Source organism: Hydrogenophaga sp. GW823-FHT04C09 (assembly GCF_058796355.1).
This window is the reverse complement of sequence record NZ_JBXAIO010000001.1, coordinates 907,004-931,730: the sequence shown is the minus strand read 5'-3', so window position 1 is coordinate 931,730 and position 24,727 is coordinate 907,004. Positions and strand designations below refer to the sequence as shown.

24 protein-coding genes and 1 pseudogene are annotated in these 24,727 nt (G+C 67.8%); 11 read left to right on the top strand and 14 right to left on the bottom strand.

Annotated features, from left to right (window positions below):
* Nucleotides 1-41 precede the first annotated feature (41 nt).
* A complete protein-coding gene (locus tag AC1Q9M_RS04370) occupies nucleotides 42-2,756 on the bottom strand; it encodes a tannase/feruloyl esterase family alpha/beta hydrolase (protein WP_382323823.1) in 2,715 nt (904 codons plus the stop codon).
* Between the two features lie 237 nt (nucleotides 2,757-2,993).
* On the opposite strand from AC1Q9M_RS04370, the gene AC1Q9M_RS04365 reads away from it, so the two are divergent.
* Together AC1Q9M_RS04365 and AC1Q9M_RS04360 are read left to right on the top strand one after the other, a co-directional pair.
* On the top strand, nucleotides 2,994-4,328 hold the full coding sequence (locus AC1Q9M_RS04365) for an aromatic ring-hydroxylating dioxygenase subunit alpha (RefSeq protein WP_382159360.1): 1,335 nt from the start codon (nucleotides 2,994-2,996) through the stop codon (nucleotides 4,326-4,328).
* A 118-nt stretch (nucleotides 4,329-4,446) separates the two neighbouring features.
* Entirely contained in the window at nucleotides 4,447-4,956 is a 510-nt protein-coding gene (locus AC1Q9M_RS04360) for an aromatic-ring-hydroxylating dioxygenase subunit beta (RefSeq protein WP_492432584.1), read from the top strand.
* On the opposite strand, the gene AC1Q9M_RS04355 is transcribed toward AC1Q9M_RS04360, so the two are convergent.
* A complete protein-coding gene (locus AC1Q9M_RS04355; RefSeq protein ID WP_382323826.1) occupies nucleotides 4,953-6,401 on the bottom strand; it encodes an N-acetylmuramoyl-L-alanine amidase in 1,449 nt (482 codons plus the stop codon). The two genes, AC1Q9M_RS04360 and AC1Q9M_RS04355, sit on opposite strands and share 4 nt — an antisense overlap.
* Before the next feature lie 62 nt (nucleotides 6,402-6,463).
* A complete protein-coding gene (tsaE, locus tag AC1Q9M_RS04350) occupies nucleotides 6,464-7,000 on the bottom strand; it encodes a tRNA (adenosine(37)-N6)-threonylcarbamoyltransferase complex ATPase subunit type 1 TsaE (RefSeq protein WP_444688602.1) in 537 nt (178 codons plus the stop codon).
* Nucleotides 7,001-7,042: 42 nt separating this feature from the next.
* Here tsaE and queG point away from each other — a divergent pair, with 42 nt between their 5' ends.
* Entirely contained in the window at nucleotides 7,043-8,134 is a 1,092-nt protein-coding gene (gene queG, locus AC1Q9M_RS04345) for a tRNA epoxyqueuosine(34) reductase QueG (protein ID WP_444688603.1), read from the top strand.
* Between the two features lie 9 nt (nucleotides 8,135-8,143).
* Here queG and AC1Q9M_RS04340 read toward each other — a convergent pair whose 3' ends face one another.
* Nucleotides 8,144-8,581 carry a MarR family winged helix-turn-helix transcriptional regulator gene (locus AC1Q9M_RS04340; protein ID WP_444688604.1) on the bottom strand — a complete coding sequence of 146 codons (438 nt, stop codon included), beginning with the start codon at nucleotides 8,579-8,581 and terminating at the stop codon, nucleotides 8,144-8,146.
* A gap of 74 nt (nucleotides 8,582-8,655) precedes the next feature.
* Here AC1Q9M_RS04340 and AC1Q9M_RS04335 point away from each other — a divergent pair, with 74 nt between their 5' ends.
* Nucleotides 8,656-9,465, top strand: coding sequence for a siderophore-interacting protein (locus tag AC1Q9M_RS04335; protein ID WP_492432581.1), 810 nt, complete (start codon nucleotides 8,656-8,658; stop codon nucleotides 9,463-9,465).
* 23 nt (nucleotides 9,466-9,488) lie between these two features.
* Here AC1Q9M_RS04335 and AC1Q9M_RS04330 read toward each other — a convergent pair.
* The 4 genes and pseudogenes from AC1Q9M_RS04330 to AC1Q9M_RS04315 form a co-directional block, all read right to left on the bottom strand.
* Nucleotides 9,489-9,654: pseudogene (locus tag AC1Q9M_RS04330) on the bottom strand (IS30 family transposase); the annotation flags it as partial.
* 16 nt (nucleotides 9,655-9,670) lie between these two features.
* A complete protein-coding gene (locus tag AC1Q9M_RS04325; RefSeq protein ID WP_444688606.1) occupies nucleotides 9,671-10,741 on the bottom strand; it encodes a glycosyltransferase in 1,071 nt (356 codons plus the stop codon).
* Nucleotides 10,742-10,784: 43 nt separating this feature from the next.
* Nucleotides 10,785-11,918, bottom strand: a complete 1,134-nt coding sequence (locus AC1Q9M_RS04320; RefSeq protein WP_382323832.1) for a radical SAM protein — start codon at nucleotides 11,916-11,918, stop codon at nucleotides 10,785-10,787.
* Between the two features lie 502 nt (nucleotides 11,919-12,420).
* A complete protein-coding gene (locus AC1Q9M_RS04315) occupies nucleotides 12,421-13,983 on the bottom strand; it encodes an acyl-CoA synthetase (RefSeq protein ID WP_382323833.1) in 1,563 nt (520 codons plus the stop codon).
* A gap of 122 nt (nucleotides 13,984-14,105) precedes the next feature.
* On the opposite strand from AC1Q9M_RS04315, the gene AC1Q9M_RS04310 reads away from it, so the two are divergent.
* Genes AC1Q9M_RS04310 through AC1Q9M_RS04295 form a run of 4 tightly spaced genes read left to right on the top strand, consistent with a single transcriptional unit; the run spans nucleotide 14,106 to nucleotide 17,072 of the window.
* Nucleotides 14,106-14,912 (top strand): MlaE family ABC transporter permease, encoded by an 807-nt coding sequence (locus tag AC1Q9M_RS04310; RefSeq protein WP_444688609.1) that lies wholly within the window; start codon nucleotides 14,106-14,108, stop codon nucleotides 14,910-14,912.
* Nucleotides 14,913-14,916: 4 nt separating this feature from the next.
* A complete protein-coding gene (locus tag AC1Q9M_RS04305; RefSeq protein WP_444688610.1) occupies nucleotides 14,917-15,927 on the top strand; it encodes an MlaD family protein in 1,011 nt (336 codons plus the stop codon).
* On the top strand, nucleotides 15,924-16,583 hold the full coding sequence (locus tag AC1Q9M_RS04300) for a hypothetical protein (protein ID WP_492432578.1): 660 nt from the start codon (nucleotides 15,924-15,926) through the stop codon (nucleotides 16,581-16,583). The genes AC1Q9M_RS04305 and AC1Q9M_RS04300 overlap by 4 nt, the downstream gene beginning before the upstream one ends.
* Before the next feature lie 45 nt (nucleotides 16,584-16,628).
* Nucleotides 16,629-17,072, top strand: a complete 444-nt coding sequence (locus AC1Q9M_RS04295; protein ID WP_444688611.1) for an SRPBCC family protein — start codon at nucleotides 16,629-16,631, stop codon at nucleotides 17,070-17,072.
* A 9-nt stretch (nucleotides 17,073-17,081) separates the two neighbouring features.
* Here AC1Q9M_RS04295 and AC1Q9M_RS04290 read toward each other — a convergent pair whose 3' ends face one another.
* Nucleotides 17,082-18,059, bottom strand: a complete 978-nt coding sequence (locus AC1Q9M_RS04290) for a tripartite tricarboxylate transporter substrate binding protein (RefSeq protein WP_382323838.1) — start codon at nucleotides 18,057-18,059, stop codon at nucleotides 17,082-17,084.
* 41 nt (nucleotides 18,060-18,100) lie between these two features.
* Nucleotides 18,101-18,973: a fumarylacetoacetate hydrolase family protein gene (locus tag AC1Q9M_RS04285; protein WP_492432575.1), complete on the bottom strand. Its 873-nt coding sequence runs from the start codon at nucleotides 18,971-18,973 to the stop codon at nucleotides 18,101-18,103.
* Nucleotides 18,974-19,128: 155 nt separating this feature from the next.
* Between AC1Q9M_RS04285 and AC1Q9M_RS04280 the strand changes: the two genes are divergently transcribed.
* Complete coding sequence (locus tag AC1Q9M_RS04280; RefSeq protein ID WP_492432573.1) at nucleotides 19,129-19,800, top strand: FadR/GntR family transcriptional regulator; 672 nt, start codon at nucleotides 19,129-19,131, stop codon at nucleotides 19,798-19,800.
* A gap of 293 nt (nucleotides 19,801-20,093) precedes the next feature.
* Here the strand turns inward: AC1Q9M_RS04280 and AC1Q9M_RS04275 are convergent, their stop codons facing one another.
* Entirely contained in the window at nucleotides 20,094-21,008 is a 915-nt protein-coding gene (locus AC1Q9M_RS04275; RefSeq protein ID WP_492432571.1) for an AEC family transporter, read from the bottom strand.
* Nucleotides 21,009-21,182: 174 nt separating this feature from the next.
* On the opposite strand from AC1Q9M_RS04275, the gene AC1Q9M_RS04270 reads away from it, so the two are divergent.
* Together AC1Q9M_RS04270 and xerD are read left to right on the top strand one after the other, a co-directional pair.
* Nucleotides 21,183-22,160 (top strand): tripartite tricarboxylate transporter substrate binding protein BugE, encoded by a 978-nt coding sequence (locus AC1Q9M_RS04270; RefSeq protein ID WP_444688615.1) that lies wholly within the window; start codon nucleotides 21,183-21,185, stop codon nucleotides 22,158-22,160.
* Nucleotides 22,160-23,077: a site-specific tyrosine recombinase XerD gene (xerD, locus tag AC1Q9M_RS04265; protein ID WP_382159326.1), complete on the top strand. Its 918-nt coding sequence runs from the start codon at nucleotides 22,160-22,162 to the stop codon at nucleotides 23,075-23,077. The genes AC1Q9M_RS04270 and xerD overlap by 1 nt, the downstream gene beginning before the upstream one ends.
* Before the next feature lie 3 nt (nucleotides 23,078-23,080).
* On the opposite strand, the gene AC1Q9M_RS04260 is transcribed toward xerD, so the two are convergent.
* From AC1Q9M_RS04260 to AC1Q9M_RS04250, 3 genes are read right to left on the bottom strand one after another with little or no spacing between them, the layout of a single operon-like run.
* Nucleotides 23,081-23,656, bottom strand: coding sequence for a DUF1439 domain-containing protein (locus AC1Q9M_RS04260; RefSeq protein ID WP_444688616.1), 576 nt, complete (start codon nucleotides 23,654-23,656; stop codon nucleotides 23,081-23,083).
* A 50-nt stretch (nucleotides 23,657-23,706) separates the two neighbouring features.
* Nucleotides 23,707-23,967: a DUF3297 family protein gene (locus tag AC1Q9M_RS04255; protein ID WP_291113155.1), complete on the bottom strand. Its 261-nt coding sequence runs from the start codon at nucleotides 23,965-23,967 to the stop codon at nucleotides 23,707-23,709.
* A gap of 15 nt (nucleotides 23,968-23,982) precedes the next feature.
* Complete coding sequence (locus AC1Q9M_RS04250) at nucleotides 23,983-24,696, bottom strand: YebC/PmpR family DNA-binding transcriptional regulator (RefSeq protein WP_492432568.1); 714 nt, start codon at nucleotides 24,694-24,696, stop codon at nucleotides 23,983-23,985.
* Nucleotides 24,697-24,727 lie beyond the last annotated feature (31 nt).

Genomic DNA, 24,727 nt, shown 5'->3' with positions numbered 1-24,727 from the left:
AGAGAGGGGGAAGCCGCGCAGCGGCGCAGGGGGTGTTTTTCTCAGTGCCGAACGCCCAGCAGCAGCCGGGTGGTCTCCAGCTGGCCGAGCACGCCGTTGCTGAACAGCAGGTGGGCCGGTGGCGCCGCGCGGGTCTGTGTGACACCCGCCACGGGCGTGTCGAAGTCCAGCACATCGGACTGCGCGCCGCGCGTGAGGGCGGTGCCCAGCACCGTGGCGTCGCCCACCGCGCTGCCGTCGGTGCTGTTCATCGCGTAGCGGCCATCGCCCGTGCCGGGCAACAGGGTGGCCTGTCTGGCGTAGAGCCGCATGCCCGAGCTGCTGGCATCGGCCGCGCGCAGCAGCACCAGCGGCACCGGGTTGCCGCCGACCATGCCGGCCACCACGGAGCCGGTGACCGTGCCGCCCGAGGTGGGCGTCGAGGGGCAACCCGCGCCACCGCAGGTGGAGGTGAGCATGAGCTCGTAGGCGTTGCGCACGGCGCTGTACTGCAGGTAGCCCTTGGTGGCCGGTGAGCAGTTGGCCTCGTAGAGCATGAAGCCCGGCGGCGTGCCGGTGGCCTGGCAGGTCTGCCAGGTGCCCGCGTTGCGGATCTTGCCGGTGCCGGCCCAGGTGCTCAGGGTGCCGCCCGCGCTGTAGTCGGCGCCCACGGCGTTGAAGTCGCCCGCGATGGTGTTGAAGCCGCTGCCCGCGGTGGTGTTGACGAAGGTGTCGCGGAACGCCAGCAGGGGCAGGTGGCCGCCGCCGCTGGCCGCCGCGATGCCGCCGTGCACCAGGCCGCCGGCGCTGAAGGTGAAGAGCGCGCCGTTTTCGGCGCTGGCGTAGCTGCACTGCCCCTGGGCGATCAGGGTGCCGCTGCGCTGCGTGCCCGGCGCGCGCTGCAGGCTCGCGTCGATGGTGAGGGTGTAGGCCAGCGTGGCCGGGTCCACCTGCAGCGTCAGTTCCTCGCCGCGCGTGTTGCCGCCTTTGTAGCTGGTCAGCGCGCTGGGCAGGTGGCTGCAGGCCAGCGGGTCGCCCACCTCGGTGACGCAGCTGAAATTCACCGCTGCGTCCAGGCTGCCGCTGCCCCGGTACTTCGGGTAGGCCGGGTACTCGCACAGCGGGCGCGTGCGGCCGTAGGTGCCGGCGACCGCGTCGAAGGCGGTGACGGTGGCGGGCGCAAGGCCGCGCTCGACCCAGTTTTCCAGCGCCGCCAGCGAATCCCAGTTGGGGATGAACACGCCCGTGCCGTGGCCCATGCCGGGCACGGTGTAGAAGCGGATGCCCGCCTCGACGGCGGCCTGCCCCACGGTGGCGAGCACGCGCTGGTGGTAGTCGATGGTGGAGTTCGGGCTGATGACCTCGTCGGCCAGGCCGTGCAGCATGATCAGGCGCCCGCCGCGCGCGAGGAAGGCCGAGAGGTCGGGGTTGGTGGCGTCGGTCTGCGCCGAGGCCGCCTGCACGCGCGCCGTGTACAGGCCAGGGTTCAGCGGGTCGAAGCCGAGCGAGTCGAACGAGGCCACGCGCGTGACGAAGTATTTGGCCCACTGGTCGCCCGTGACGTACATGTTGGCGTCCGCGGAGGTGGCGGGGTTGCCCGGCACCGCCCGCGTGCCGAGGTCGCGCGAGGTGTACGGCCCGGCCACCAGCGCGCCTTCGAGCAGGTTGTAGCCGCCCGCGCGCGTGACGCCATGGGCCAGGGTGTAGGTGGTGAAGTCCAGCGGCGATTCGATGGCGCGCACGGTGTCGAGCTGCGCGTCCGACAGGCAGGTGTTGCCGGTGTCCACGCCCCCGGGGCAGCGCAGGGCGTTGAGCACCTGCGCGTTGAGCAGGCGGCAGCTCTCCACGTTGCTGACGATGCCGTCGGCCGCGCCATCCAGCGTGTCGCAGGTGGTCATGGCGGTGCGCTGCACCAGCAGCGTCTTGGCGACGTTGAGCCAGCCCGCGCCGCCGTTGAGGTAGAGCGCGCGGCCCACGGCCAGGTTGCTCAGGCGCGTGCCGCTGTAGTTGAGCGCGGGTTCGTTGGCGATCACGCCGTTGTAGTCGGCGGGCCAGCGCTGGATGTGGGCCAACGCATCGCGCCCGCCGGTGGAGGTGCCGAGAAAGTAGGCTTGCTTCGGTGCGCTGCCGTAGCGCGCGCGCACCAGCTTCATGGCGACGTCGTGGGTCTTCTTGAGCGCGAGGCCGCCGTAGTTGGCCAGCGCTTCGTCGTTGGCGGCGAACGAGCCGTCGGTGATGCTGCTGCTCTGGTGGCCGCTGTCGTCGCCGAAGGTGGCGTAGCCCAGCGCCAGTGGGGCCGGCTTGTCCGGCGGGCCGAAGCGGATCTGCTCGGTGCCGTCGATCAGGCGGCCGTTGAAGCCGCCGCCGCCGAAGTGGATGGCCTTGCCGTTCCAGTCCGTGGGCAGGTTGACGGCGAAGCCGATGTCGGGCGCGCTCGGGTCGACCGGGCGGATCGCGCCGCGCACCTGGCAGTGGTTGCCCAGGGGGCCACCGGTGAGGTAGGTGGCGGCGGTCACCGAGGCGCCGCCGGAGGGCAGCGACAGGTCCGCCGCCGCGAGCGTGAAGCCGTTGAGCGCGGCGCAGGCGGCCACCGGGTCGATGGGCGGCGCGACCACCGGGGGCGGGCCGCCGCCCGCGTCGTCGTCGCTGTTGCCCGCGGCGCTGTCGGAGCCCCCGCCGCCGCAGGCGGCGAGCAGCAGGCACAGCGCGGTGCCGGCGAGGAGGGCGTGGGGGAGGGGAAGCCTGGGAGGCTGCCCCGGGCGGTGCGAATGGCTCATGTCCGTTGTCTCCGTCGTTGTAGGCCGGCGATGCCTGCTTGGCTCGCTGGTCGGCGGGACGATAGAGACATGGAGGATGTGCGTCAAATATATGAAATCAACAACTTCAATACTTTGAAGATATGCAGTTGACGGCCAGAATGGGGCTGTGCCCTGGGGAACGCCCGGGTTTTGCCTGAATTGATGAGTAGGCGTATCATTTTCTTCAAGCGGGGCGTTTCCCGCACGCGAGGAGACATGAACGCACCGCAAACCCTGTCGCGCTGGCGCGAACCCGGCACCAGCCGGGTGCCCTTCTGGGCCTACACCGACCCCACGCTGTACCAGCGCGAACTCGAGCGCCTCTTCTACGGCCCGCACTGGAGCTACGTGGGCCTGGCGATCGAAATCCCCAACACTGGCGACTACAGGCTGAGCTGGATCGGCGAGCGCCAGGTGATCATGGTGCGCGACCGCGTCGCGCCCAAGGAGCGCGCCACCGACCACGGCATCCGCGTGGTGGAGAACCGCTGCGCGCACCGGGGCGTGCGCTTCTGCCAGTCGCCGATGGACGGCCAGACCGGCAACGCGCGCAGCTTCGTCTGCCCCTACCACCAGTGGACCTACAAGCTCAACGGCGACCTGGCCGGCCTGCCGTTCAAGGACGGGGTGAAGGACGGCGAGTGCGTCAACGGCGGCATGCCGGCCGATTTCGACCTCGGCAAGAACGGCCTGACCAAGCTGCGCGTGGCCGTGCTGCACGGCCTGGTGTTCGCCACCTTCAGCGAAGAGGCCGAACCCTTCGAGCAGTACATCGGCCCGCAGGTCATGCCCTGGCTCGACCGCATCTTCCAAGGCCGCGAACTCAAGCTGCTGGGCTACAACCGCCAGCGCATTCCGGGCAACTGGAAGCTCATGATGGAGAACATCAAGGACCCGTACCATCCGGGCCTGCTGCACACCTGGTTCGTCACCTTCGGCCTGTGGCGCGCCGACCAGAAAAGCCGCATGGTGATGGACGCGCAAGGCCGCCACGCCGTGATGATCTCGCGCCGCAACGACGGCGGCGCGAACAAGACGGTGACCGAAGGCGTGACCAGCTTCAAGGCCGACATGGCCCTCAACGACACGCGCCTGCTCGACGTGGTGCCCGAACCCTGGTGGACGGTGGACGACCCGTCCCACCCGGGCGCGACCATCACGCCCACGGTGACCATGATCACGCTGTTCCCCAGCCTCATCATCCAGCAGCAGGTGAACTCGCTGTCCACCCGCCACATCGTGCCGCGGGGCGCGGGCGAGTTCGATTTCGTGTGGACGCACTTCGGCTTCACCGACGACACGGAGGAGATGACCCAACGCCGCCTGCGCCAGGCCAACCTGTTCGGCCCGGCCGGTTTCGTGAGCGCCGACGACGGCGAAGTGATCGAGTTCAGCCAGGACGGCTTCGAACAGTGGGGCGAAGAGGGCGCCACGCTGGTGGAACTGGGTGGCCGCGAGGACGACGTGGGTCAGCCGCCCACCGAGCACATGGTCACCGAGACCTTGATTCGTTCGATGTACGCCTACTGGAAGAAAGCGATGGGGGTCTAGTGAAACACCCCCGCCGAGCTTCGCTCGACCCCCTCAAGGGGGCGGTGCTGGCGGCCCGGCAAAGCCGGTTCCGCGGCACCTCTGGTCACCAGTCCCCTGTCTCCGAACAAACCTATCCATGAATGCTGTGATTGACACCGATCTGCAGAGCCTGCTGCTGCACCACGCCATCGACCGTTTCAACGCGGCCTATGCGGCCTCGCTCGACGAGCGACGCTTCGGCGAATGGCCCGAGTGCTTCGTGGAAGACGCGCGCTACAAGGTGCAGGCGCGCGAGAACTTCGACCGCAAGCTTCCGCTGGCGCTGATCGCGCTGGAGAGCCAGGGCATGATGCGCGACCGCATCTACGGCACCAGCCAGACCATCTACCACGGCCCGTACTACACGCGCCACGTGGTGAGCCCGGCGCGAGTGACCCACGCGGGCACAGGCACGGTGGACGATCCGATCCGCGCCGAGGCGAACTACGCGGTGTTCCGCACCAAACCCGGCGGTGTGAGCGAGGTGTACCAGGTGGGTCGTTACATCGACGACTTCGTGCAGACCGATGCCGGGCTGAAGCTGAAAAGCCGGCTCTGCGTGTACGACAGCGAGATGGTGCTGAACTCGCTGATTTACCCGGTCTAGATCTGGCGGTTGCGCGCCAGCGGCGGGTTCTTCGAGAAGTAGGCGACGATGCCGCGCACGAGCGCGTCGGCGAGGTCGTCCTGGTACTTCGGGTCGTTCAGGCGCTTTTCTTCATCGGGGTTGCTGATGAAGGCCGTCTCCACCAGCACGCTGGGGATGTCGGGCGCGCGCAGCACGGCGAAGTTGGCCTGCTCCACCTGGGGCTTGTGCAGCTTGCCGATGCGCTTGACGTGGCCCAGCATGGCCGTGCCGAGTTTCAGGCTGTCGTTGATCTGGGCCGTGGTGCTCATGTCGAGCAGGGCGCGGCGCACGTGCGCGTCGGCCGTTTTCGTGTTCAGGCCACCCACCAGATCGGCCGCGTTCTCCTTGTCGGCCATCCACTTCGCGGCCGAGCTGCTGGCGCCGCGCGTGCTCAGCGCGTACACGCTGGCGCCCTGGGGCCGGGGCGTGAGGAAGGCATCGGCGTGGATGCTGATGAACAGGTCGGCCTGCACGCGCTGGGCCTTCTGCACGCGCACCTGCAGCGGCACGAAGAAGTCCTTGTCGCGCGTCATGAAGGCGCGCATGGGGTTGCCGTTGACGCGGGTCTCGTTGATGCGCTCGCGCAGCTTGTGCGCGATCTGCAGCACCACGCGTTTTTCCTGCGTGCCGTTGGGGCCGATGGCACCCGGGTCTTCGCCGCCATGGCCGGGGTCGAGCGCGATGATGATGAGGCGCTCGGTCTTGCCCTTGCCGCCGGGCGGCTGCTTGGCCGGGCTGCCCTTGGGGTTGGCACCGGCCACGGCGGTGTCGTCGCTGCCGCCTGGCGGCTTGGCCGCCGGCAGCGGCGGGCCCTGGTCGGGGTTGGCCGGGGCCTTGGGCCGCTCGCGGCCCGCGATCAGCTCGCCCAGCGGGTCGTCGGCCGGGGTGGCCGGCTTGGTGACCTTGTCGGCTTCCAGGCCCAGCAGGCGCGCGGCGCGTTCGCTGGCCGCGTCCATGTCCTTCATGCGCTGGGCGATCAGTTGCTCCAGCGGGTCGGGCGGGTTGAGCGGGTAGAGGTCGAACACCAGGCGGTGCTGGTAGGCCGCCACGGGCTCCAGGTTGAACACCTGCGGCTTGATCGGCTTCTTGAGGTCGATCACCAGGCGCACCACGTTGGGCGCGTTCTGCGCGGCGCGGATGCCGGCGATGTTGGGGTCGTCCGACTTGAGCTTGCCCACCAGCTCGCGCAGGCCGGGCAGCAGGTCGATGCCTTCGATGTCCACCGCCAGCCGGGGCGGGTCGGTCACGAAGAACTGTTTGGCCTGCAGCACGCCGTCGGACTCGATGGTCACGCGCGTGTAGTCCTCGGCCGGCCAGATGCGCACGGCCACTACGCTGGCGCCGCGCGCGATCTGCTGCGCGCCCAGCAGCAGCACCAGCGAGCCGGTGCGCAGCAGGGTGCGGCGGCTGAGGTTGCCGCTCATTGGAAGACCTTCGCCCTGCGGGCTGCGGTGCGAGCTTGCTTGGGAACGGCCCGGCGCTTCGCTCATGCCAAGGCCTCCAGCAACCGGCGGCCGGTGGCGGTGAGCGCCGTGGCGTGCACGGTGCGCTGGGTGTCCTGGTCCGGGTCGGTGGGGGCTTGCGGTGTGGTCATGTCGTCGGGTTGAATGTCGATCTGGAGATCGACCACCGGCAGAAACTCGCCGGCGCGCTCGGGCCATTCCACCAGCTTGAGGCCGGGGCTGGCGAAAAGTTCGCGGAAGCCCGCGTCTTCCCATTCGCGCGGGTCGTTGAAGCGGTAGAAGTCGAAGTGCCAGATCTGCAGCGGCTCGCCCTCGGGCATCACCGCGCAGTCGATCGCGCTGTGCGGCTCGACCACCGCGTAGGTGGGGCTCTTGATGCGACCGCGCACGCCCAGCGCGCGCAGCAGGTGGCGCACCAGCGTGGTCTTGCCCGCGCCCAGGTCGCCCTGCAGGGTCAGCGTGGCGTGGGCGATGGCCGGGGTGGTGGCGAGGCGGCGCGCGAAGGCCTGGGTGTCTTCTTCGGTGGCCCACTGGCCCTGCCAGCGTTCGACAGGGGGCACAAGGCCCGCAGAAACCGGTGCGGTTCCTACAATCGGCTTTCCATGAAGTTCGCTTTTGATGCCGCTCAACTCGTCTCGCAGATACAGGCCTGGGGCCAGGAGCTTGCATTTTCCCAAATTGGCGTGGCCGGTGTGGATTTGTCGGCCGCGGAACCGGGTTTGCAGGCCTGGTTGTCGGCTGGATGGCACGGTGACATGGCCTATATGGCCGCGCATGGCATGAAGCGTGCCCGCCCGGCGGAGCTGGTGCCGGGCACGCTGAGCGTGATCACCGCGCGCATGGACTACCTGCCGCGTGGCACGCCCGAGGACTGGCAGGCCCAGGAATTGCAGCGCCTGCAGCGCCCGGGCGAGGCCATCGTGTCGGTCTATGCCCGGGGGCGCGACTACCACAAGGTGCTGCGCAACCGGCTGCAGACCCTGACCGAGCGCATCCAGGCCGCCGCCGGGCCGCTGGGCCACCGCGTGTTCACCGACTCGGCGCCGGTGCTCGAGGCCGAGCTCGCGCAGCGCAGCGGCCAGGGCTGGCGCGGCAAGCACACGCTGCTGTTGCACCGCGAAGCCGGCTCGATGTTCTTCCTGGGCGAGATCTACACCGACCTGCCCCTGCCGCCCACCGAGCCGATCAGCGCGCACTGCGGCGCCTGCAGTGCCTGCATCGACATCTGCCCCACCCAGGCCATCACCGCACCGCACCGGCTGGACGCACGCCGTTGCATCAGTTACCTGACCATCGAACACGCCGGCCCGATTCCCGAGGCCCTGCGCCCCTTGATCGGCAACCGCATCTACGGCTGCGACGACTGTCAGCTGATCTGCCCCTGGAACAAGTTCGCCCGGCGCAGCCCCTTGCCCGACTTCGACGCGCGCGAGGGCCTGAGCGGTGCCACGCTGGTGGAGTTGTTCGCCTGGAGCGAGCCGGAGTTCCTGCGCCGCACCGAGGGAAGCCCCATCCGGCGCATCGGGCACGAGCGCTGGCTGCGCAACATCGCGGTCTCGCTCGGCAACGCGCTGCGCGCCGGACCCGACGACGGCGTGCGGCGCGCGCTGCAGGCCCGGGCCGAACACCCCAGCGAACTGGTGCGAGAGCACGTGGCCTGGGCGATGGCGCAAGGCCGCACCGCCACCCATTGAGCCAGGGGCTCAGGCCTCGCCCACGTTCTCCTCCAGGCGGTCGAGCAGGGCGAGCAGGGTGGTGCGCTCGTGGTCGGTGAGGCCGGCCATCATGGTCTTCTCGAAGCGCACGCGGTGCTGCTGCATCTTGCGCTGCAGCGCCTGGCCTTCGGCGGTCACGCCCACGCGCTGGCTGCGGCCGTCGTCGGGGTCGGGGCGGCTGTGCAGCAGGCCGCGCTCGTGCAGGGCTTTGACGATGCGCGCGATCTGCGCCTTGTCGCGGCCCGAGTGCTGCACCAGGTCGCTCTGCGTGGCGCCGTCGTGGCGCATGAAGTAACCCAGGCAGCGCGCCTCCATGGGGCCCAGGCCCTCGCCGTCGTGGCGCATGGCCTCCTGCAGGTGGCGCCGCAGGCCGTGCATGAGGCTGTGCAGGCGGTCCAGCACATCGGTGTTCACATTTCTTGTCATCGTGGGTTGTCCATGTTGTTGACAGTGTCATCCAATCAAGGCATGATGGTTGTCATTATCAACCAAGTAGAACCATGAACACAAGCATTCCCAACCCCCTGGCCGTGGAGCGCGTGCGCCACGAGATCAAGGCGCGCCGCCTGACGGTGCAGCGCATCGACGCGGTCAGCCCGCACTTCCTTCGCATCCGTTTTTTCAGTGAGGCCCTGCGCGATTTCGTCAGCGCCTCGTTCGACGACCACGCCAAGCTCATGTTGCCGGCCCAGCCCGGCCAGCCGCTGGTGCTGCCCCAGCCCGGCCCCGACGGCCTGGCTCTGCCGCCGGGCGTCGAAAAACCGGTGATGCGCGACTACACGCCGCGCCAGTTCGACCGCGCCGCCGGCACGCTGGACATCGAGTTCGTGCTGCACGGCGACGGCGTGGCCTCGCGCTGGGCCGAAACGGCCCAGCCGGGCGACGATGTCGGCCTGGGCGGGCCCCGGGGCTCCTTCGTGGTGCCCACGGGCTTCGACTGGCACCTGCTGGTGGGCGACGAGTCCGCCGTGCCCGCGATCGCGCGGCGCCTGGAGGAGTTGCCTGAGACGGCCCAGGCCATCACCGTGATCGAGACCGGCGACGCGGCCGACCGCCGCACCTTCAGCAGCCGCGCGCGCCTGCAGACGCACTGGATTCAGACCGGCGCCACCGACGCGCTCGCGAAGGCGGTGGCCGCATTGAAGCTGCCCGCCGGTGAAGGTTTTGCCTGGGCCGGTGGCGAAGCCGCCAGCATCGCGGCCGTGCGGCAGGCGCTGGTGGACGGGCATGGCCTGGACAAGGGCCGCGTGCGCGCCTCCGCCTACTGGAAGCGCGGCGCCGTCGGGCACCACGAAACGCTGGTCGGTTGAGCGAACGGCGCTGCTGCTCTTGCCTCGTTGCTCTCCCGTTGCCATGGGCTTTGCGGATCGCAGAAGTAGACCGGAATGTCCGTGGCCACCGTGAACTGCTTGTGAGCGTGCACTCGGTGTCTCGATCCCAGGCAGCGACTTGTGGCGCTCCTGCGGCAGCTTGCGTGCGTTCTTGATCAGCGCGTCGACACCCGCCCGCGCTTCCTCAGGCGTCGCGCTGACGCATAGCTCGCGGGTTGGAGCCACATGCGCAAATCAGAGCGTAGAGGTCTGCGTAGGCCCGCGCCTGGTACGTCATGGAATGAGACATCGCGCGCTGCGCCGCCGCCTTTCCAAGATCCAGACGCCGACCAGGGTTGCCAAGCAAGTGCTGGACCTCATCGGCGATCGCATGCGGGTCGCGACGAGGGACGAGCACACCCGCGCTACCGAGCAATGCGGGCATGCCGCCGACTCGTGTTGCGATGCAAGGCAACCCGATAGCCATTGCTTCGAGCAAAGCAGCTGGGGTGCCCTCATGGTCCGACGGTAGAAGGAACACATCGAGGCTGCGCAGAAATTCTGGCATGTCCATGACAGCACCTCGCAGTTCAACGTCCAGGCCAACGGCGAGTGTCTCGATATGCCTGCGGCAAGGTCCCTCCCCTGCGATGACCAATCGGCAACTCAGGCCGCGTCCTTTCAAAACCCGCATCGCAGCGACAGCATCGTCCAGACGCTTTACTGGATGGAGCCTGGCTGCAACGCCAACGGTGAAGGGCGTGCTCGTGTCTCGGCATCTGGGTGAAGGCGAAAAGTGCCCTAGATCAACGCCGGTCGGAATCACCTCGATCTGGCGCCGGGCAAGGTACCCGTAGCGACGAGCGAGATCCTCTGACACTGCAGTCAGGCGCTCAGCGGCGCGAAGCCCCCGAATGATGGGAACCAGCCAACGCCAGCCCGAGCCGAGCGCGATGTGCATGGTGGCCAACATCGGCACATGGCCTAGCGATCCCGCGGCCAGTGCAGCTGATATGTGTCCCTGTGCATGCAACACATGGATTTTTTGCCTTTCTAGAATCGTGCGCAACCGATCGGGAAAGGCCGAATCACGGCGATCCAGACCGATGACCGGTACACCGGGCGCATCGATCAGCGAGTAGCCCTCGGTCGGCGGATCGTAGGTGATCAGGACCGGATCGATGCCCAGGCTGGGCCCGGTGCGGCACAGGTCCGAGACGATCCGCTCACGCCCGCCGATCTCCATGGTCGGGAGCAGGTGAGCGACGCGGATCATGACGGGTCTTGGGTCGTTTTCACGTTCCGCCTTGTGGGCGCCCTCATCCGCCAGCACCGAGCCGACTGCGCGCCTCACCCGCATACTTGCGATAGCTCGGCGCGTGCTTTTCTATTCTCGAGGCGGCTTCACAGTGGCAATTGGGACAGTTGAGTTTGAAGGCGTCCTGCGCAGCCTCATGGTGAGCTTTCGAGTAGATGATCTCGCTGAGCCGCTTCTCGTGCAGATTGCCAAGGGGAAAGGTCACGTAGCAGAGCATGACGCTGCCGTCTGCACCAACCCAGAGCAGCTTGCGTGCATCGCAAGGAATTCGCATTTGTTCCTGCTTCAGCGCCCAATCCGCCAGAGATGCAATGGCAACCGCGGATTCGGTCAGCAACTCAGGACGAGTGGCCTTTAGCGTGAGCAGATGACGGGTAACTTGCTCAAGCGCAACCTCGTCACTGGGCGTGAACTGAAGCTCACGGTCCTCACCTTCCTGGAAATAGGGTAGCGAGTAATGAACGATATCGATGTGAATGCGGCCCTTGAAGCGGTCTGCAAATCGGACAATCTCGTCTACGGACTCAATGCTTGCTGAGCGGCGGCTGAGCAGGAAGTTGAACTGAATCTCCAGCTCGTCTGGCCCAAACATCTTTCGTGTGTTTTCAAGACTTTCGATCAGACGTTCGAAGCGTCCAGGGCGTTGGACATACTCGTCAAACGCACTGCCTTCCCCGTAGTAGCCCACCGTGATTTTGCGCAGGCCTGCAGCGTGCAGCTCCTTGATTCGCTTGTCCAATGTGAGTGCATTGGTCGTGATGTAGCAGCCAACGCCGAGACGGGTGGCGGTCTCGACCATTTTGACCACATCGGGGTGGAGCAACGGTTCGCCTCCATAGAGGCGGACAGCGGGGACCTTGGCGGCGGCCGCATCTTCCAGCAACTGCTCGACGATTTTCAGTGGGAGCTGCGCTCCTGGCATAAAGTCCCGGCCATATCTACAGCCCTTGCACCGCAAGTTGCAATGGGCCGTGATGGCTATGGTGATTCTTTCGGTCCGCGCTCGCACGATCGATGGCCAAGTCTCCCCAAGTGAACTGAGCATGCGCTCGCTGGCGCGATAGCCTGCTTTCAACACCGGCATGGCTGAGGGTATGAACTTGGCAACGGAGCGAGCGATGCTGTCGACTGTCATTGTTGACCCTCTGTTAAGGCGTTGAATTCAACTAAGCGGAGCAAGAGCGGATGCGTGTACGAGATTGTCGCGCGCGCCTATTCCCAGATCAGCTCCGACACCTGTCCGACATCCCAATGACAGTCACCGCCAAATGGCGGGAAGAATGAACATGGAAGCCCTGGTTTTTTCTTGCTGCAAGTGGTATTGAAATTACCATGTATGTGACTTGACTGGTCTGCTCGCACCGTTTATTTCAAGGAAGATGTGACCTGCTTGGCTTGGTTGGGACATTTTTCTGGGAAATGGCGGACAGATCGTGGCGGCGATGCGTGTTGTCATCCAGGGAAATCGCCCGGACCTCAGAACTTGGTCCAACCAACAGTACGGACGCCTGTCGGCATGCTGCCGTCGTACAACCACGTTCCTTCCTTTACGACAGTGAAATCGTTCATCGAAATGTCTCCGGGCACGCCGCCGTCCAGGGTCGCCCCCGTTCTCTTTGTTGGCCGCAAACCATTCCTCAGCCCGTGTAGCGCTGGCGCAGCTCGCGCTTGAGCAGCTTGCCGCTCGGGTTCTTGGGCAGGCTGTCGCTGAACACCACGCGCTTCGGGCTCTTGAAGGCCGCCATGTGCTGGTTGCAGTGCGCGATCACCTCGGCCTCGGTGAGCGCCTGCCCGGCCTTGACCACGATCACCGCCGTCACGGCTTCCACCCACTTCGGGTCGGGCAGGCCGATCACCGCCACCTCGCTCACGGCCGGCAGGCGGTAGACCATTTCCTCCACCTCGCGGCTGGCCACGTTCTCGCCGCCGGTCTTGATCATGTCCTTCTTGCGGTCCACCACGGTGATGTAGCCCTCGTCGTCGATCATCGCGAGGTCGCCGCTGTGGAACCAGTCGCCGTCGAACGCGCTGCGCGTGCGCTCGGGGTCGTTGAAGTAGCCCAGCATGAGGTGGGGCGAGCGGTGCACGATCTCGCCGACCTCGCCCACCGCCACGTCGCGCATGTCGTCCGTGACCACGCGCGTTTCCACGTTGATCACGGCCTTGCCGCAGGAGCCGGGCTTGCGCAGCTGGTCGTCCGGGCCGAGCATGGTCGCCAGCGGCGCGATCTCGGTCTGGCCGTACAGGTTCCACAGCCGCACCGAAGGCAGGCGCGAGGCCAGTTCCTTGAGCACCTCCACCGGCATGATGGACGCGCCGTAGTAGCCCTTGGCCAGGCTCTGGAGCTTGGCCGCGTCGAACAGCGGCGAGCGCAGCAGCGCGATCCACACCGTGGGTGGCGCGAAGAAGCTGGTGATGCGGTACTTCTCGATCAGCGCGATCAGGTGGTCGGGCACCGGCTTGGCCGTGATCACGTTGCTGCTGCCGATGTAGACCGCCGGGCCGAAGAACACATCGAGCTGTGCGCAGTGGTAGAGCGGCAGCGCGTGCAGGGCGTGGTCGTCTTCGGCGATCTCGGCGTTGATCACGCAGCTCACGTACTGCCACAGCACCGCGTCGTGCGTGAGCATGGCGCCCTTGGGCGTCGACTCGGTACCGCTGGTGTAGACGATCTGCGCCAGGTCGTGGCTGCCCAGCGTGACCTCGGGCAGCGGGTCGGTGCAGGCCGCGAGTTCGTCGAAGCGGTGCATGCCGGCCACTGGCTCGCTCGGGTCTTCCGAGGGCAGCCAGAGGTACTGCTGGACCTGCGTCTCCAGCGCCGCCGCCGCGCGCGCCAGCTCGGCCAGGCCACTGTCGGTGGCCAGGGTGCGCGCGCCCGCGTGGCGCAGGATGTAGGCCACCTCGTCGGCCTTGAGCATGAAGTTGATCGGCACCATCACCGCGCCCCGGCGGGCCAGCGCGAAGCGCAGCGCGGCAAAGCCGTGCGAGTTGCGCGCCAGCACGGCCACCTTGTCGCCCTGGGCCACGCCGATGCGCGCCAGGCCCGCGGCCAGGCGGCTGACCAGGGCGTCGAACTCGGCGTAGGTCCACTGCGTGTCGCCGCAGACGACGGCGGACTTGGCGGGCAGTCGCTGCGCGGTGCGGCGCAGGGCGTCGGCGATGGTCTGGCGGCGGACCACGGGGTGCACGGAAGCGGTCATGGTTGTCTCCTGTCGGCGGAAAGGGCGCCAACGGATTCTGACCGTTGCAGCGGCTGCATGCTGTCACATTTGCCGGTGGCCGCGCCCCCGCTGTGGCGAAGACCCACGGCTATCATGGCCCCATGAATCCCGTGAACGCCGCACACGACACCCTGGGCCGCTGGGGCCGGGGCCTGCGCGCGAGCTGGAACGCCTGGTGGCACACCCTGTTCGTGGGCGCGCAGATCCTGGTGCTGGCGCTGTCGCCGGCCAGCTACCGCGCGCCCACGCACCGCCAGGCGGTGCTCGGCAGCCTGTACCGCGCCACCGCGCCTTTGCTCACCTGGTTCCTGGTGCTCTCGGCGCTGGTGAGCCTGGTGCTGATCCGCATCGTGGTGGCCACGGCCTACAGCTATGGCCTGTCTCAGTACGCGCTGGAGGTGCTGGTGCGCACGCTGGTGCTCGAACTCATCCCGCTCTACGTGGCCATGTTCGTGGCGGTGCGTTACGCCATGCCGGGCGCGCAGGAGGTGCGCAAGCAGCTGGCGCTGCAGCAGCGCGAGGGCAGCCTGCCCGAGCGGCAGTCGCTGCTGGCCAACCAGCTGCTGCCGCGCGCGCTGGGCAGCATGTTCTCGGTGCTGCTGCTCGCGGGCCTGAGCTCGGTGGTGGCGCTGGTGCTGACCTACCTCACGGTCTACGGCTTCTCGCCCTGGGGCCTGCCGGGCTACACGCGCGCCGTGGGCGGTGTGTTCTCGCCGGCGGTCACGCTGATCTTCGGCCTCAAGACCGTGTTCTTCAGCCTCGCGGTGGCCGTGGTGCCGCTGGCCGGGGCGGCGCAGGCCGACCGCGACGGCCGCTACAGCCGGCGCAGCGACATGAGCGAGTTCGCCCGCCTGTTCTCGGTCGTGCTGCTGATCGAGGTGGTGTCGCTGGTCGGCAACTACTATTGACACCATGAACCCCACGCCCCCTCCGCCACCGCCGCCCGAAGCCCCGCCGGTGAAGAACCTGGAATTCAAGGCCGGGCTGCTGCTGATGCTCATGGCCGTGCTGCTGGTGGGCTCGGCGGCCTACATCCTGTTCGCACGCGGCGTGCTCGAACCCACGCAGCGCCTGGTGCTGATCTCCGACGACTCCGAGGGCGTGGTCGTGGGCATGGACATGACCTTCGCCGGCTTCGCCATCGGCCGCGTGGCGCGCATCGAGCTGGGCGACGACGGCAACGCGCGCATCCTCATCGACGTGCCGCGCAAGGACGCGAAATGGCTGCGCACCTCCAGCATCTTCACCATGGAGCGGGGCCTGGTGGGCGGCACGCGCATCCGCGCCTACAGCGGCGTGCTCGAAGACCCCGCCTTGCCCGACGGCGCCGAGCGCACCGTGCTGCGCGGCGACACCGCGGCCGAGATTCCCAAGCTGGCCGCCAGCATGCGCGATGTGCTCGACAACCTCGCCGCGCTCACGGCCAGCGATGGCGCGGTGGCCGGCACCCTGGGTGGCGTGAAAGTGGCCACCGAGCGCCTCCAGGGGCCGCACGGCGGCCTGGGCGTGCTGATGGGCAACGACGAGGACGCGAAGAAGCTCGTCGCCACCATCGACCGCACCAATGCCTTGCTGCTGCGCGCCGACTCGCTGGCCCGGCGGCTGGACAGCCTGGCCGCCAATGCGGACCGCCAGGTGTTCGGCCAGGGAGCCGCGCCCGGCGAGGCCGGCCTGGTGGGCGACGCGCGCGCGACGGTGCAGCAGCTCAACGGCCTGCTGGCCGAGACGCGCACCAGCCTCAAGAAGGTGGACGCGGTGCTGGTGGAGGTGCAGGGCATCGCCGGCAACACGCGCGAGGCCACCAGCGACCTGGGCTACCTGCGCGGTGAGGTCGAAGCCAGTCTGCGCAAGGTGGACTCGATGATCAACGACATCAACCGCAAGTGGCCTTTCTCGAAGGACACAGAAATCAAGCTGCCATGAAGCTGCAAACCATTCTGATGGCGTGCGCCGTGGTGACCCTGACCGGTTGCGGCAGCAAGCCGCCCGTACCCGAATGGCAGTTGAATGCCAAGGACGGCACCGAGCGCGCGGCCGAGGCCTGGTTGCGCGGTGACTCGGCCATCGAGTCGGCGGAGTTCGCGCGCGTGCGGCGCGAACTCACCAGCACCGGCCGGCCCGATCTGCTGGCGCGTGCCGAGCTGCTGCGCTGCGCCACGCGCGTGGCCGCGCTGGTGTTCGAGCCCTGCACCGGTTTCGAGGCGCTCGCGCAGGACGCGGCACCGGCCGAGCAGGCCTACGCGCGCTACCTCGCGGGCACCGCCATGCCGGCCGACGCCGCCCTGCTGCCCGAGGCGCAGCGCGCGCTCCTGAGCGCTGGCTCGCCCGACGCGGCCCTGGCCGCGGTGAAAGACCCCTTGTCGCGGCTGGTGGCCGCTGGCGTGCTGCTGCGCAGCGACCGCGCCACACCGGCCGTGCTCACGCAGGCGGTGGACACCGCCTCGGCGCAGGGCTGGCGCCGGCCCCTCGGGGCCTGGCTCGGCCTGCAATTGCAACGCGCCCAGGCCGCAGGCGCATCGGAGGAGGCGGCGCGCCTGCAGCGGCGCATCGACCTCGTGTTGGGCACCGCCGCGCGCTGACGCGCGCCTGCGCGGGGCCCGTTCTTCCCCACCAGGAGAGTCCCCATGCAGCAAATGACCTTCACCACCACCATCAAGGCCCCGCGCGAGCTGGTGTGGAACACCATGCTCGACCCGGCCAGCTACCGCGAATGGACGCGCCCCTTCATGGAAGGCTCGTACTACGAAGGCTCGTGGGACGAGGGCGCCACCATCCGCTTTCTCTCGCCCAGCGGCGAAGGCATGGTGGCCACCATCGAGCGCAACCAGTTGCACGAGTTCATCTCGATCCGGCACCTGGGCTTCGTGGCCAACGGCAAGGACGACACCACCAGCGAGGCCGTGACCTCGTGGGCCCCGGCCCACGAGAACTACCGCTTCGAGGCCGTGGGTGGCGGCACGCAGCTCACCATCACGCAGGACATGCTGGAGGACTACGTGCCCATGATGGAGGCCGCGTGGCCCAAGGCGCTGGAGGCCCTGCGCGCCCTGTGCGAGGCCAAGGCCTAGGCCCTGGCCTCAGTCCACCTTGCCGATCTTCTGCACCACGGCCGCCATGGCCTTGGCGTCGCTCTGCACGAACTTGTCGAAGTCCGCCGCGTCCTGGAACTGGAACGAGGTGCCGGCGGTGGTCATCACCTGGACCGTCTTCGGGTCCTGCGCGGCCATGCGCGCGGCCTCGCGCAGCTTGTTCACCACCGCAGGCGGCGTGCCGGCCGGCACGAAGATGCCCGCCCACTGCGAGTAGTTGATGGGCACGCCGAGCTCCCGGAAGCTCGGCACATCGGGCAGCAGGGCCAGGCGGCCCTCGCCCCAGTGCGCGAGCGCGCGCAGCTTGCCGGCCTTGATCTGGCCCACCGCGCTGGCGGGGCCGGTGGCCACGGCGTCGACCTGGCCGCTGAGCATGCCCAGGATGGCCGGGCCCGCCCCGGTGTAGGGCACGTGCAGCATGTAGCTGCCGGTGGCCGCCTTGAGCTGCTCCATGGGCACGTGCATGGTGCCGTAGTTGCCCGATGAACCGAAGGTGATGCGGCCCGGGTTGGCCTTGGCGTGCGCGATGAACTCGGCGTACGTCTTCCAGGGGCTGTCGGCGCGCACCACCAGCACCGTGGGGTCGGCCGTCATGCGTGCCACGGGGATCAATTGCGAGAGTTCGAACATCGGGGCGCGGCCGAGGATCTTGTCGGCCTCGGGCAGCACCACGATGGAGGACAGCGCCATCAACACGTTGTAGCCATCGGGCGCGGCCTTGGCCACCTGCGCCATGCCGATGCCGCCGCCCGCGCCGGCGCGGTTGACCACCACCACCGACTGGTTGAGGTGGCGCGCCATGGCCTCGGCCACCGGGCGGCCCACCACGTCGGCCACGCCGCCGGGCGGGAAGGGCACGACCATGGTCACGGGTTTGCTGGGGTAGGCGTCCTGGGCCTGGGCCAGGCCCACGGTGGCGGCCAGCGCCAGTGCGAGGCTGCACAGCCGGAGTGCGGTTCGGTTCATTCTTGTCTCCTGTTGTTGTCGGTCGGTGAAAGCGCGGGGGCTCAGACGAAGCGGTTCTGCAGCGTGCCGATGCCGTCGATCTCGATGCGCACCACGTCGCCGCTTTTCAGGAAGGTGGGCGGCGTCATGCCCAGGCCCACGCCGGCCGGTGTGCCGGTGGCGATCACGTCGCCGGGGTAGAGCGTGATGCCGCGCGAGATGGTCTCGATCAGCGTGGGGATGTCGAAGATCAGGTCTTCGGTGCGGCCGTCCTGGCGCTGCTCGCCGTTGACCCAGCAGCGCACGCGCGTGTGCTGGCCGTCGAGCTCGTCGGCCGTGACGATCCACGGGCCCATGGGGCAGAAGGTGTCGAAGCTCTTGCCCATGTCCCACTGCTGGTGGCGCATCTGCACGTCGCGCGCGGTCACGTCGTTGACGATGGTGTAGCCGTAGATGTGCTTCATGGCGTCGGCCTTGGCGATGTTCTTGCCGCCGGTGCCGATGACCACGGCCAGCTCGGCCTCGTAGTCGATCTGGGGCGAGATGTCGTCGCCGGGCAGCACCACGTCGGCGCCGTCGGCGATCACGCATTCGGGCACCTTGGTGAAGACGATGGGCCAGACGGCGGGGTTGGCGTTGTTGTTCTTGAACACCGAGCCCTGCAGTTCCTTGGCGTGCTCGTGGTAGTTGCGGCCCACGCACCAGAGGTTGCGGCGGGGCAGGGGCAGCGGGGCGTCGAGCGTCACGTCGGCCAGCTTCAGCGCCGCGCCGGTGGTGGCGGGCAGGGGTTGGCCAGCGGCCGCGGCCTCGATCAGCGGCAGCACGCCGCGCTGGGCATCGGCGGGGTTCAGGGCGAGGGGGGTGACGGTCTGGCCGTCGGCCGAGACGAGGCCGACCTGGCGTTGGCCCTGGTGAACGAAAGTGGCGAGGCGCACGCAAACTCCTTGTTGAAAATCCAGATGAGATACCAAAAAATACCAATTGGTACCAGAACCATGATGGTAGGCGATGAGAGCGGTTTTGGACCTGGGGAAATCACCTAATTGGTATGGTGTTGCCTGATTGGTCTGTTTTGGTACATTCGTCACCCATGAGCATGTCAACGCCTTTGCGCGAATCGATCCTGGACCAGCTGCGTTCGGGCCATTGGCGCGCGGGTGACCGGCTGCCGACCGAGCGCGAGCTCTCGGAGCGGTTCGGCGTGAGCCGCACCACGGTGCGCAAGGCCTTGCTGGATCTGAAGCAGCAGGGCCTGATCGAGCAGACCGTGGGCAGTGGCACCTATGTGGCCGAGCAGGTGGGCGCGCGCCTGGGGCAGCGGGTGCAGCAGGACTCGTCGCAGCACACGAGCCCGGCGGAGCTGATGGAGGCGCGGCTGGCGATGGAGCCGGCGATCATCGACATGGCGATCCGCAACGCGAACCAGGCGGATTTGCAGCGCATGGAGGCTTGCTGTGTCAACGCGGAGGCGGCCGATACGCTGGAGGCTTTCGAGCACTGGGACGCGGAGTTGCACCAGGCGATCGCGGACGCGGCGCACAACAGTTTCGTGGCGAATGTGTTCACGTTGATGAAGACGGTGCGGGCGCAGGGGGACTGGGGGCAGCTCAAGAAGAAGAGCGTGACTTCGGAGCGCCGGTTGGCCTATCAGGCCGAGCACCGCGCGATCGTGGGGGCGCTGCGGGATCGGGATGCGGTGCGGGCGCGTGAGTTGACCTTGGCGCATCTGCTGCATGTGCGGCAGAACCTTTTGGGGTACTGAGCCTTTCGCTTTTCTGTCTCGCGGGATCGACCACCCGGGCGCTCTGCTCCGCGGGTGTCCCCCGAACCGGCTTCGCCGGTTCTCCTCCTTTACCCCGCTGCGCAGAACGCCCGGGTGGTCGATCCGAAGCGATGCTGGCGCATCAAACGGTTGTATGCCTGCATGGTGGCAAGGCCCCAGGGGTGGGTGATTGGCGCAGCGAAGTAAAGGAGGAGGCGGCACCAGCCGCCGGGGGACATTCGCGGAGCCGATCGCCCGCCCCTGGGGCCCAGCAGACCAAGGAGGTGAGAAAACTAAGGCATCCCCCCCAACACCCCCAAAGCAAAGGGAAGACTCACGATGCCCAACAAAGTGGACAACGTGACCAACCCCGCCACATAGGGCCCGTTGTAGCCCATGCGCGCCGCCAGCACATAACAGCTCGACGCGGTCGGCACCGCGGAGAACATCAGCAACACGGTCGTCTGCGTCGGGTCCAGGCGGAACAGCTTCGCCAGACCAAAAGCCAGCAAGGGCATGCCCAGGTGCTTGCAGGCCAGCACCAGCCCACCCAACAGCTTGGCCGAGGCCAGCATGCCGAACTGCATGCCCGCGCCCGCCGCCAGCAGGCCCAAGGCCAGCGACGCCTGGCCGATGCGGTTCACCGTCGGCTCCAGCCAGAACGGAATCGAGAAGCCCAACAGGTTCGCGACCAGGCCAGAGACCGTGCCGATGATCAGCGGATTGCGCAGCAGCTCGCGCCCAAAACCCTTGTTCGCGTGGCGCGCCATCGGCCAGACCGCGCCCACGTTGAACAGCGGCACACACACACCGATCAGCACCGCGATCATCAGCAGCCCCTGCGGGCCGGCCACCTTGTCGGCCAGGGCCAGGGCAATGAAGGAATTGAAACGGAAACCCACCTGCGCGCTCGCGGCGTGCAGCCGCACGTCCAGCTTCGGGCCCAGCCAGGGCCAGTGCGGCAGCGAATAACTCAGCGCGATACCCAGCAGGCCCATGGTGATGCCCGCGCCCATCAGGCTGGAGGCCGCGCCCAGGTCCAGCGGGCTCTTCACGATCGAGTGGAACAGCAGGACCGGGAACAGGAAGTAATACACCAGGCTCTCGACCTGCTCCCACACCTTGCGGTTGAGCGCGGTGAAGCGGCAGACGAGGTACCCGCAAAGAATCAGCGAGAAATCGGGGAAGAGAAGCTGGGCGAAATTCACCGCCAGAGCATAGCCGCAGGCCGGTGCCGTTTCCGGGTTAATACGTATGTAGTCTCCCCATGTTCACTTCGGGCCACCCCGTCTAAAGTGCGGGGCTGGTCAGGGTGGACCGGGCGGTTAGCATGGGCACCACCCTGGAATTTTTCGATGTTTCAACGTCAAGGAGTACACGTCATGGTTTCTCGTCGTCAGATGGTTGCGATCGGTCTGGCCACCGCCTCGGTGGCCGTGGCAGGCAGCGCCTGGGCACAGGCCTACCCCAACAAGATCATCAAGTTGCAAGTGCCCTTCGCACCGGGCGGCACGACGGACATCATCGCGCGCGTCATGTCCGAGTCCCTGGGCAAGGCCCTGGGCCAGAGCATGGTGGTCGAGAACAAGGCCGGTGGCGGTGGGGTGGTCGGTGCCACCGAGCTGGCCCGCACGCCCGCCGACGGCTACATCCTGGGCATGGCCACGGTGTCCACCACCGCCGCCAACCCGGCGATCAACGACAAGATCCCGTACAACACGCTCACGGACTTCACGCCCATCATCAACATCGCCGCCACGCCCAACGTGATCGCGGTGCACCCCAGCTTCCCGGCCAAGGACTACAAGTCCTTCGTCGCCGAACTCAAGAAGAACCCCGGCAAGTACAGCTACTCCAGCTCGGGCACCGGCGGCATCGGCCACCTGCAGACCGAGCTGTTCAAGAGCCTGACCAACACCTTCATCACGCACATTCCGTACCGCGGCGCGGGCCCGGCGCTCAACGACACCGTGGGCGGCACCGTGCCCATCATCTTCGACAACCTGCCCTCGGCACTGCCCTTCATCAAGTCGGGTCGCCTGGTGGCCATCGTGGTGGCCGCGCCGCAGCGCCTGGCCGTGCTGCCCGATGTGCCGACCTTCAAGGAAGTGGGCCTGGAGCCGGTGAACCGCATGGCCTACTACGGCCTGATCGGGCCGAAGGGCCTGCCGCAGGAGGTGGTGGACAAGGTCTACAACGCGACCAAGCAGGCCCTGACCGACCCGGCCGTGAAGAAGCGCATCGAGGACACCGGCTCGCTGGTCGTGGGCAACACGCCGGCCGAGTTCACCGCGCAGATCAAGGCCGAGTTCGAGGTCTACAAGGAAGTGGTCGCCAAGCAGAAGCTCAAGCTGGAGTGATGGACCAGGCCCTGGCATCGGCCAGCGAAGGCATCGCCGGGGCCTTCATCGACAGTCTCTGGCTGGAGGAAGGCCTCTCGCGCAACACGCTCGACGCCTACCGGCGCGACCTCGTGCTGCTCGGCCAGTGGCTGGCCGGGCGCGGCAAGACCCTGCCCGAGACCAGCGAGGCCGACCTCAACGCTTACTTCAGCGACCGCCACGCCGAAACCCGCGCCACCACCGCCAACCGGCGGCTCACGGTGTTCAAGCGCTATTTCCGCTGGGCGCTGCGCGAGCGTGCCATCCAGGCCGATCCCACGCTGCGCCTGGTGCCGGCGCGCCAGCCGCTGCGCGTGCCCAAGACCATGTCCGAGGCCCAGGTGGAGGCGCTGCTGAACGCGCCCGACGTGGGCACGCCCCTGGGTCTGCGCGACCGCTGCATGCTCGAACTCATCTACGCCAGCGGCCTGCGCGTGAGCGAGCTGGTCACGCTCAAGACCTGGCACGTGGGCATGAACGAGCACGTGCTGCGCATCACCGGCAAGGGCAACAAGGAGCGCCTGGTGCCCTTCGGCCAGCTGGCCGGGCAATGGTTGCAGCGCTACCTGGGCCAGGCGCGCGGCGAGATCCTCCACGGCCAGCAGAGCGAAGACCTGTTCGTTACCTCGCGCGGCTCGCGCGCGGGCGAGGCCATGACGCGCGCGATGTTCTGGCACCTGGTGAAGAAGTACGCGCTGCAGGCCGGCATCACCTCGCCGCTGTCGCCCCACACGCTGCGCCACGCCTTTGCCACCCATTTGCTCAACCACGGCGCCGACCTGCGCGCGGTGCAGATGCTGCTCGGCCACGCCGACATCTCCACCACCACGATCTACACCCATGTGGCCCGCGAGCGCCTCAAGAGCATCGTGGCGCAGCACCACCCACGCGGTTGAAGTTCAAAGCGGCTTGAGCACCAGGCCGACCACCAGCCCATTGCGGGTGACGGTGATGGGGCCGGGCTGCATGCCCATGGCGTCCACGGCCGCCAGGTCTTTCGCGGTCAGCTCGTGCAGCACCACCTCACGCAGCGACTGGTCCGCCAGCACGGGCGCGTAGGTGTTGAGCATCTCCACCACCTTGGGCTGCAGGGTGGGGAAGTCGAGCCGGGCCAGCCGCAGCTGGTGGGCGCGCAGGGTGCGGTCGCTGGCTTCGTAGCGCAGGCCGAACTCCACGTCGAAACGGCCTTGGTGTGCCCGGTTGAGCGCCGGGCCGGCGGCCTCCACGGCCATCTCGGCGCGCAGGCGGTTCTGCTCGGGCAGCAGCCGCAGGCGCGGGGTCTGCAGGTCCAGGTTGAGCAGGCCTTGCACCGGGTAGCGGCGGGGGAAGCGCTGTGCCACCGCCTGTTGCATCTGCTCGAGCGAGACCGGGTAGCCCGCTGGCTGCTCGGGCCGGTCTTCGGTGTCGGCCGCCAGGCCCAGGGCCGGGCCGCCGAGCGCCAGGGGAAGGGAGAGAAGAAGGGTTCTGCGTCGCATGGGTACCGGTTCGAGCCCGAGGGGCGCCGCAGGTTCAGGGCAAGTCGTCTCTATTTGTAGAAGGCTTCCACCGTGCCCTTGAGCTGGATCAGCAGCGGGTTGCCCTTGCGGTCCAGGGTCTTGCCCGAAGGCACCTTCACCCAGCCGGCGCTGATGCAGTACTCGGTCACGTCGAAGCGTTCCTTGCCGTTGAAGCGGATGCCGATGTCGTGTTCGAACACGGCGGCCACGTGGTGCGGGCTGCGCGGGTCGATGGACAGGTGGTCGGGCAGGGGAGGGCGGTTGGGGGTGGAAGCGGTTGCGTCGTTCATGGGGGAGATTGTCGGTCAACCGCCCAGGCCGGCAAAGACGTTCTGCACGTCCTCGTTCACGTCCAGTGCGGCGAGGAAGGCCTCCACCTCTTCCAGGTGCTCGGCGCTCAGGCTGGCCGGGTCGATCGGGTTCTTCGGCTTGTAGCCCAGCTTGGACGACAGCACCGTGAAGCCCTGCGCCGGCAAGGCGCGGCTCACCAGGTCCAGATCGGTCGGGTCGGTCAGGAACACCGTCACGCCTTCGTCGTGGCCGGGGTGGAAGTCCTGCGCGCCGGCCTCGATGGCGGCCACTTCGGGGTCGGCGTCCTTGCGGGTGGCTTCGGCTTCGATCATGCCCACGTGGTCGAAGTCCCAGGCCACCGTGCCCGAGCTGCCCAGTTGGCCCTTGCGGAACAGCACCCGCATTTCCGAGGCCGCGCGGTTCACGTTGTCGGTGAGGCATTCCACCATCACCGGCACGCGGTGCGGTGCGAAGCCTTCGTAGACCACATGTTCGTAGTGCACGGCCTCGCCCGTGAGGCCGGCGCCTTTCTTGATCGCGCGGTCCAGCGTGTCCTTGGGCATGGACACCTTGCGCGCCTGATCCATCACCAGCCGCAACCGCGCGTTGGAGGCCGGGTCGGCGCCGTGCCGGGCGGCGATCACGATGTCCTTGACCAGCTTGCCGAAGAGCCGCCCCTTGGCGTTCGCCGCGAGGTCCTTGTGTTTGGCTTTCCACTGTGCGCCCATGGCGTGTTCCTTTGGTGATGGTGGCGGTAAT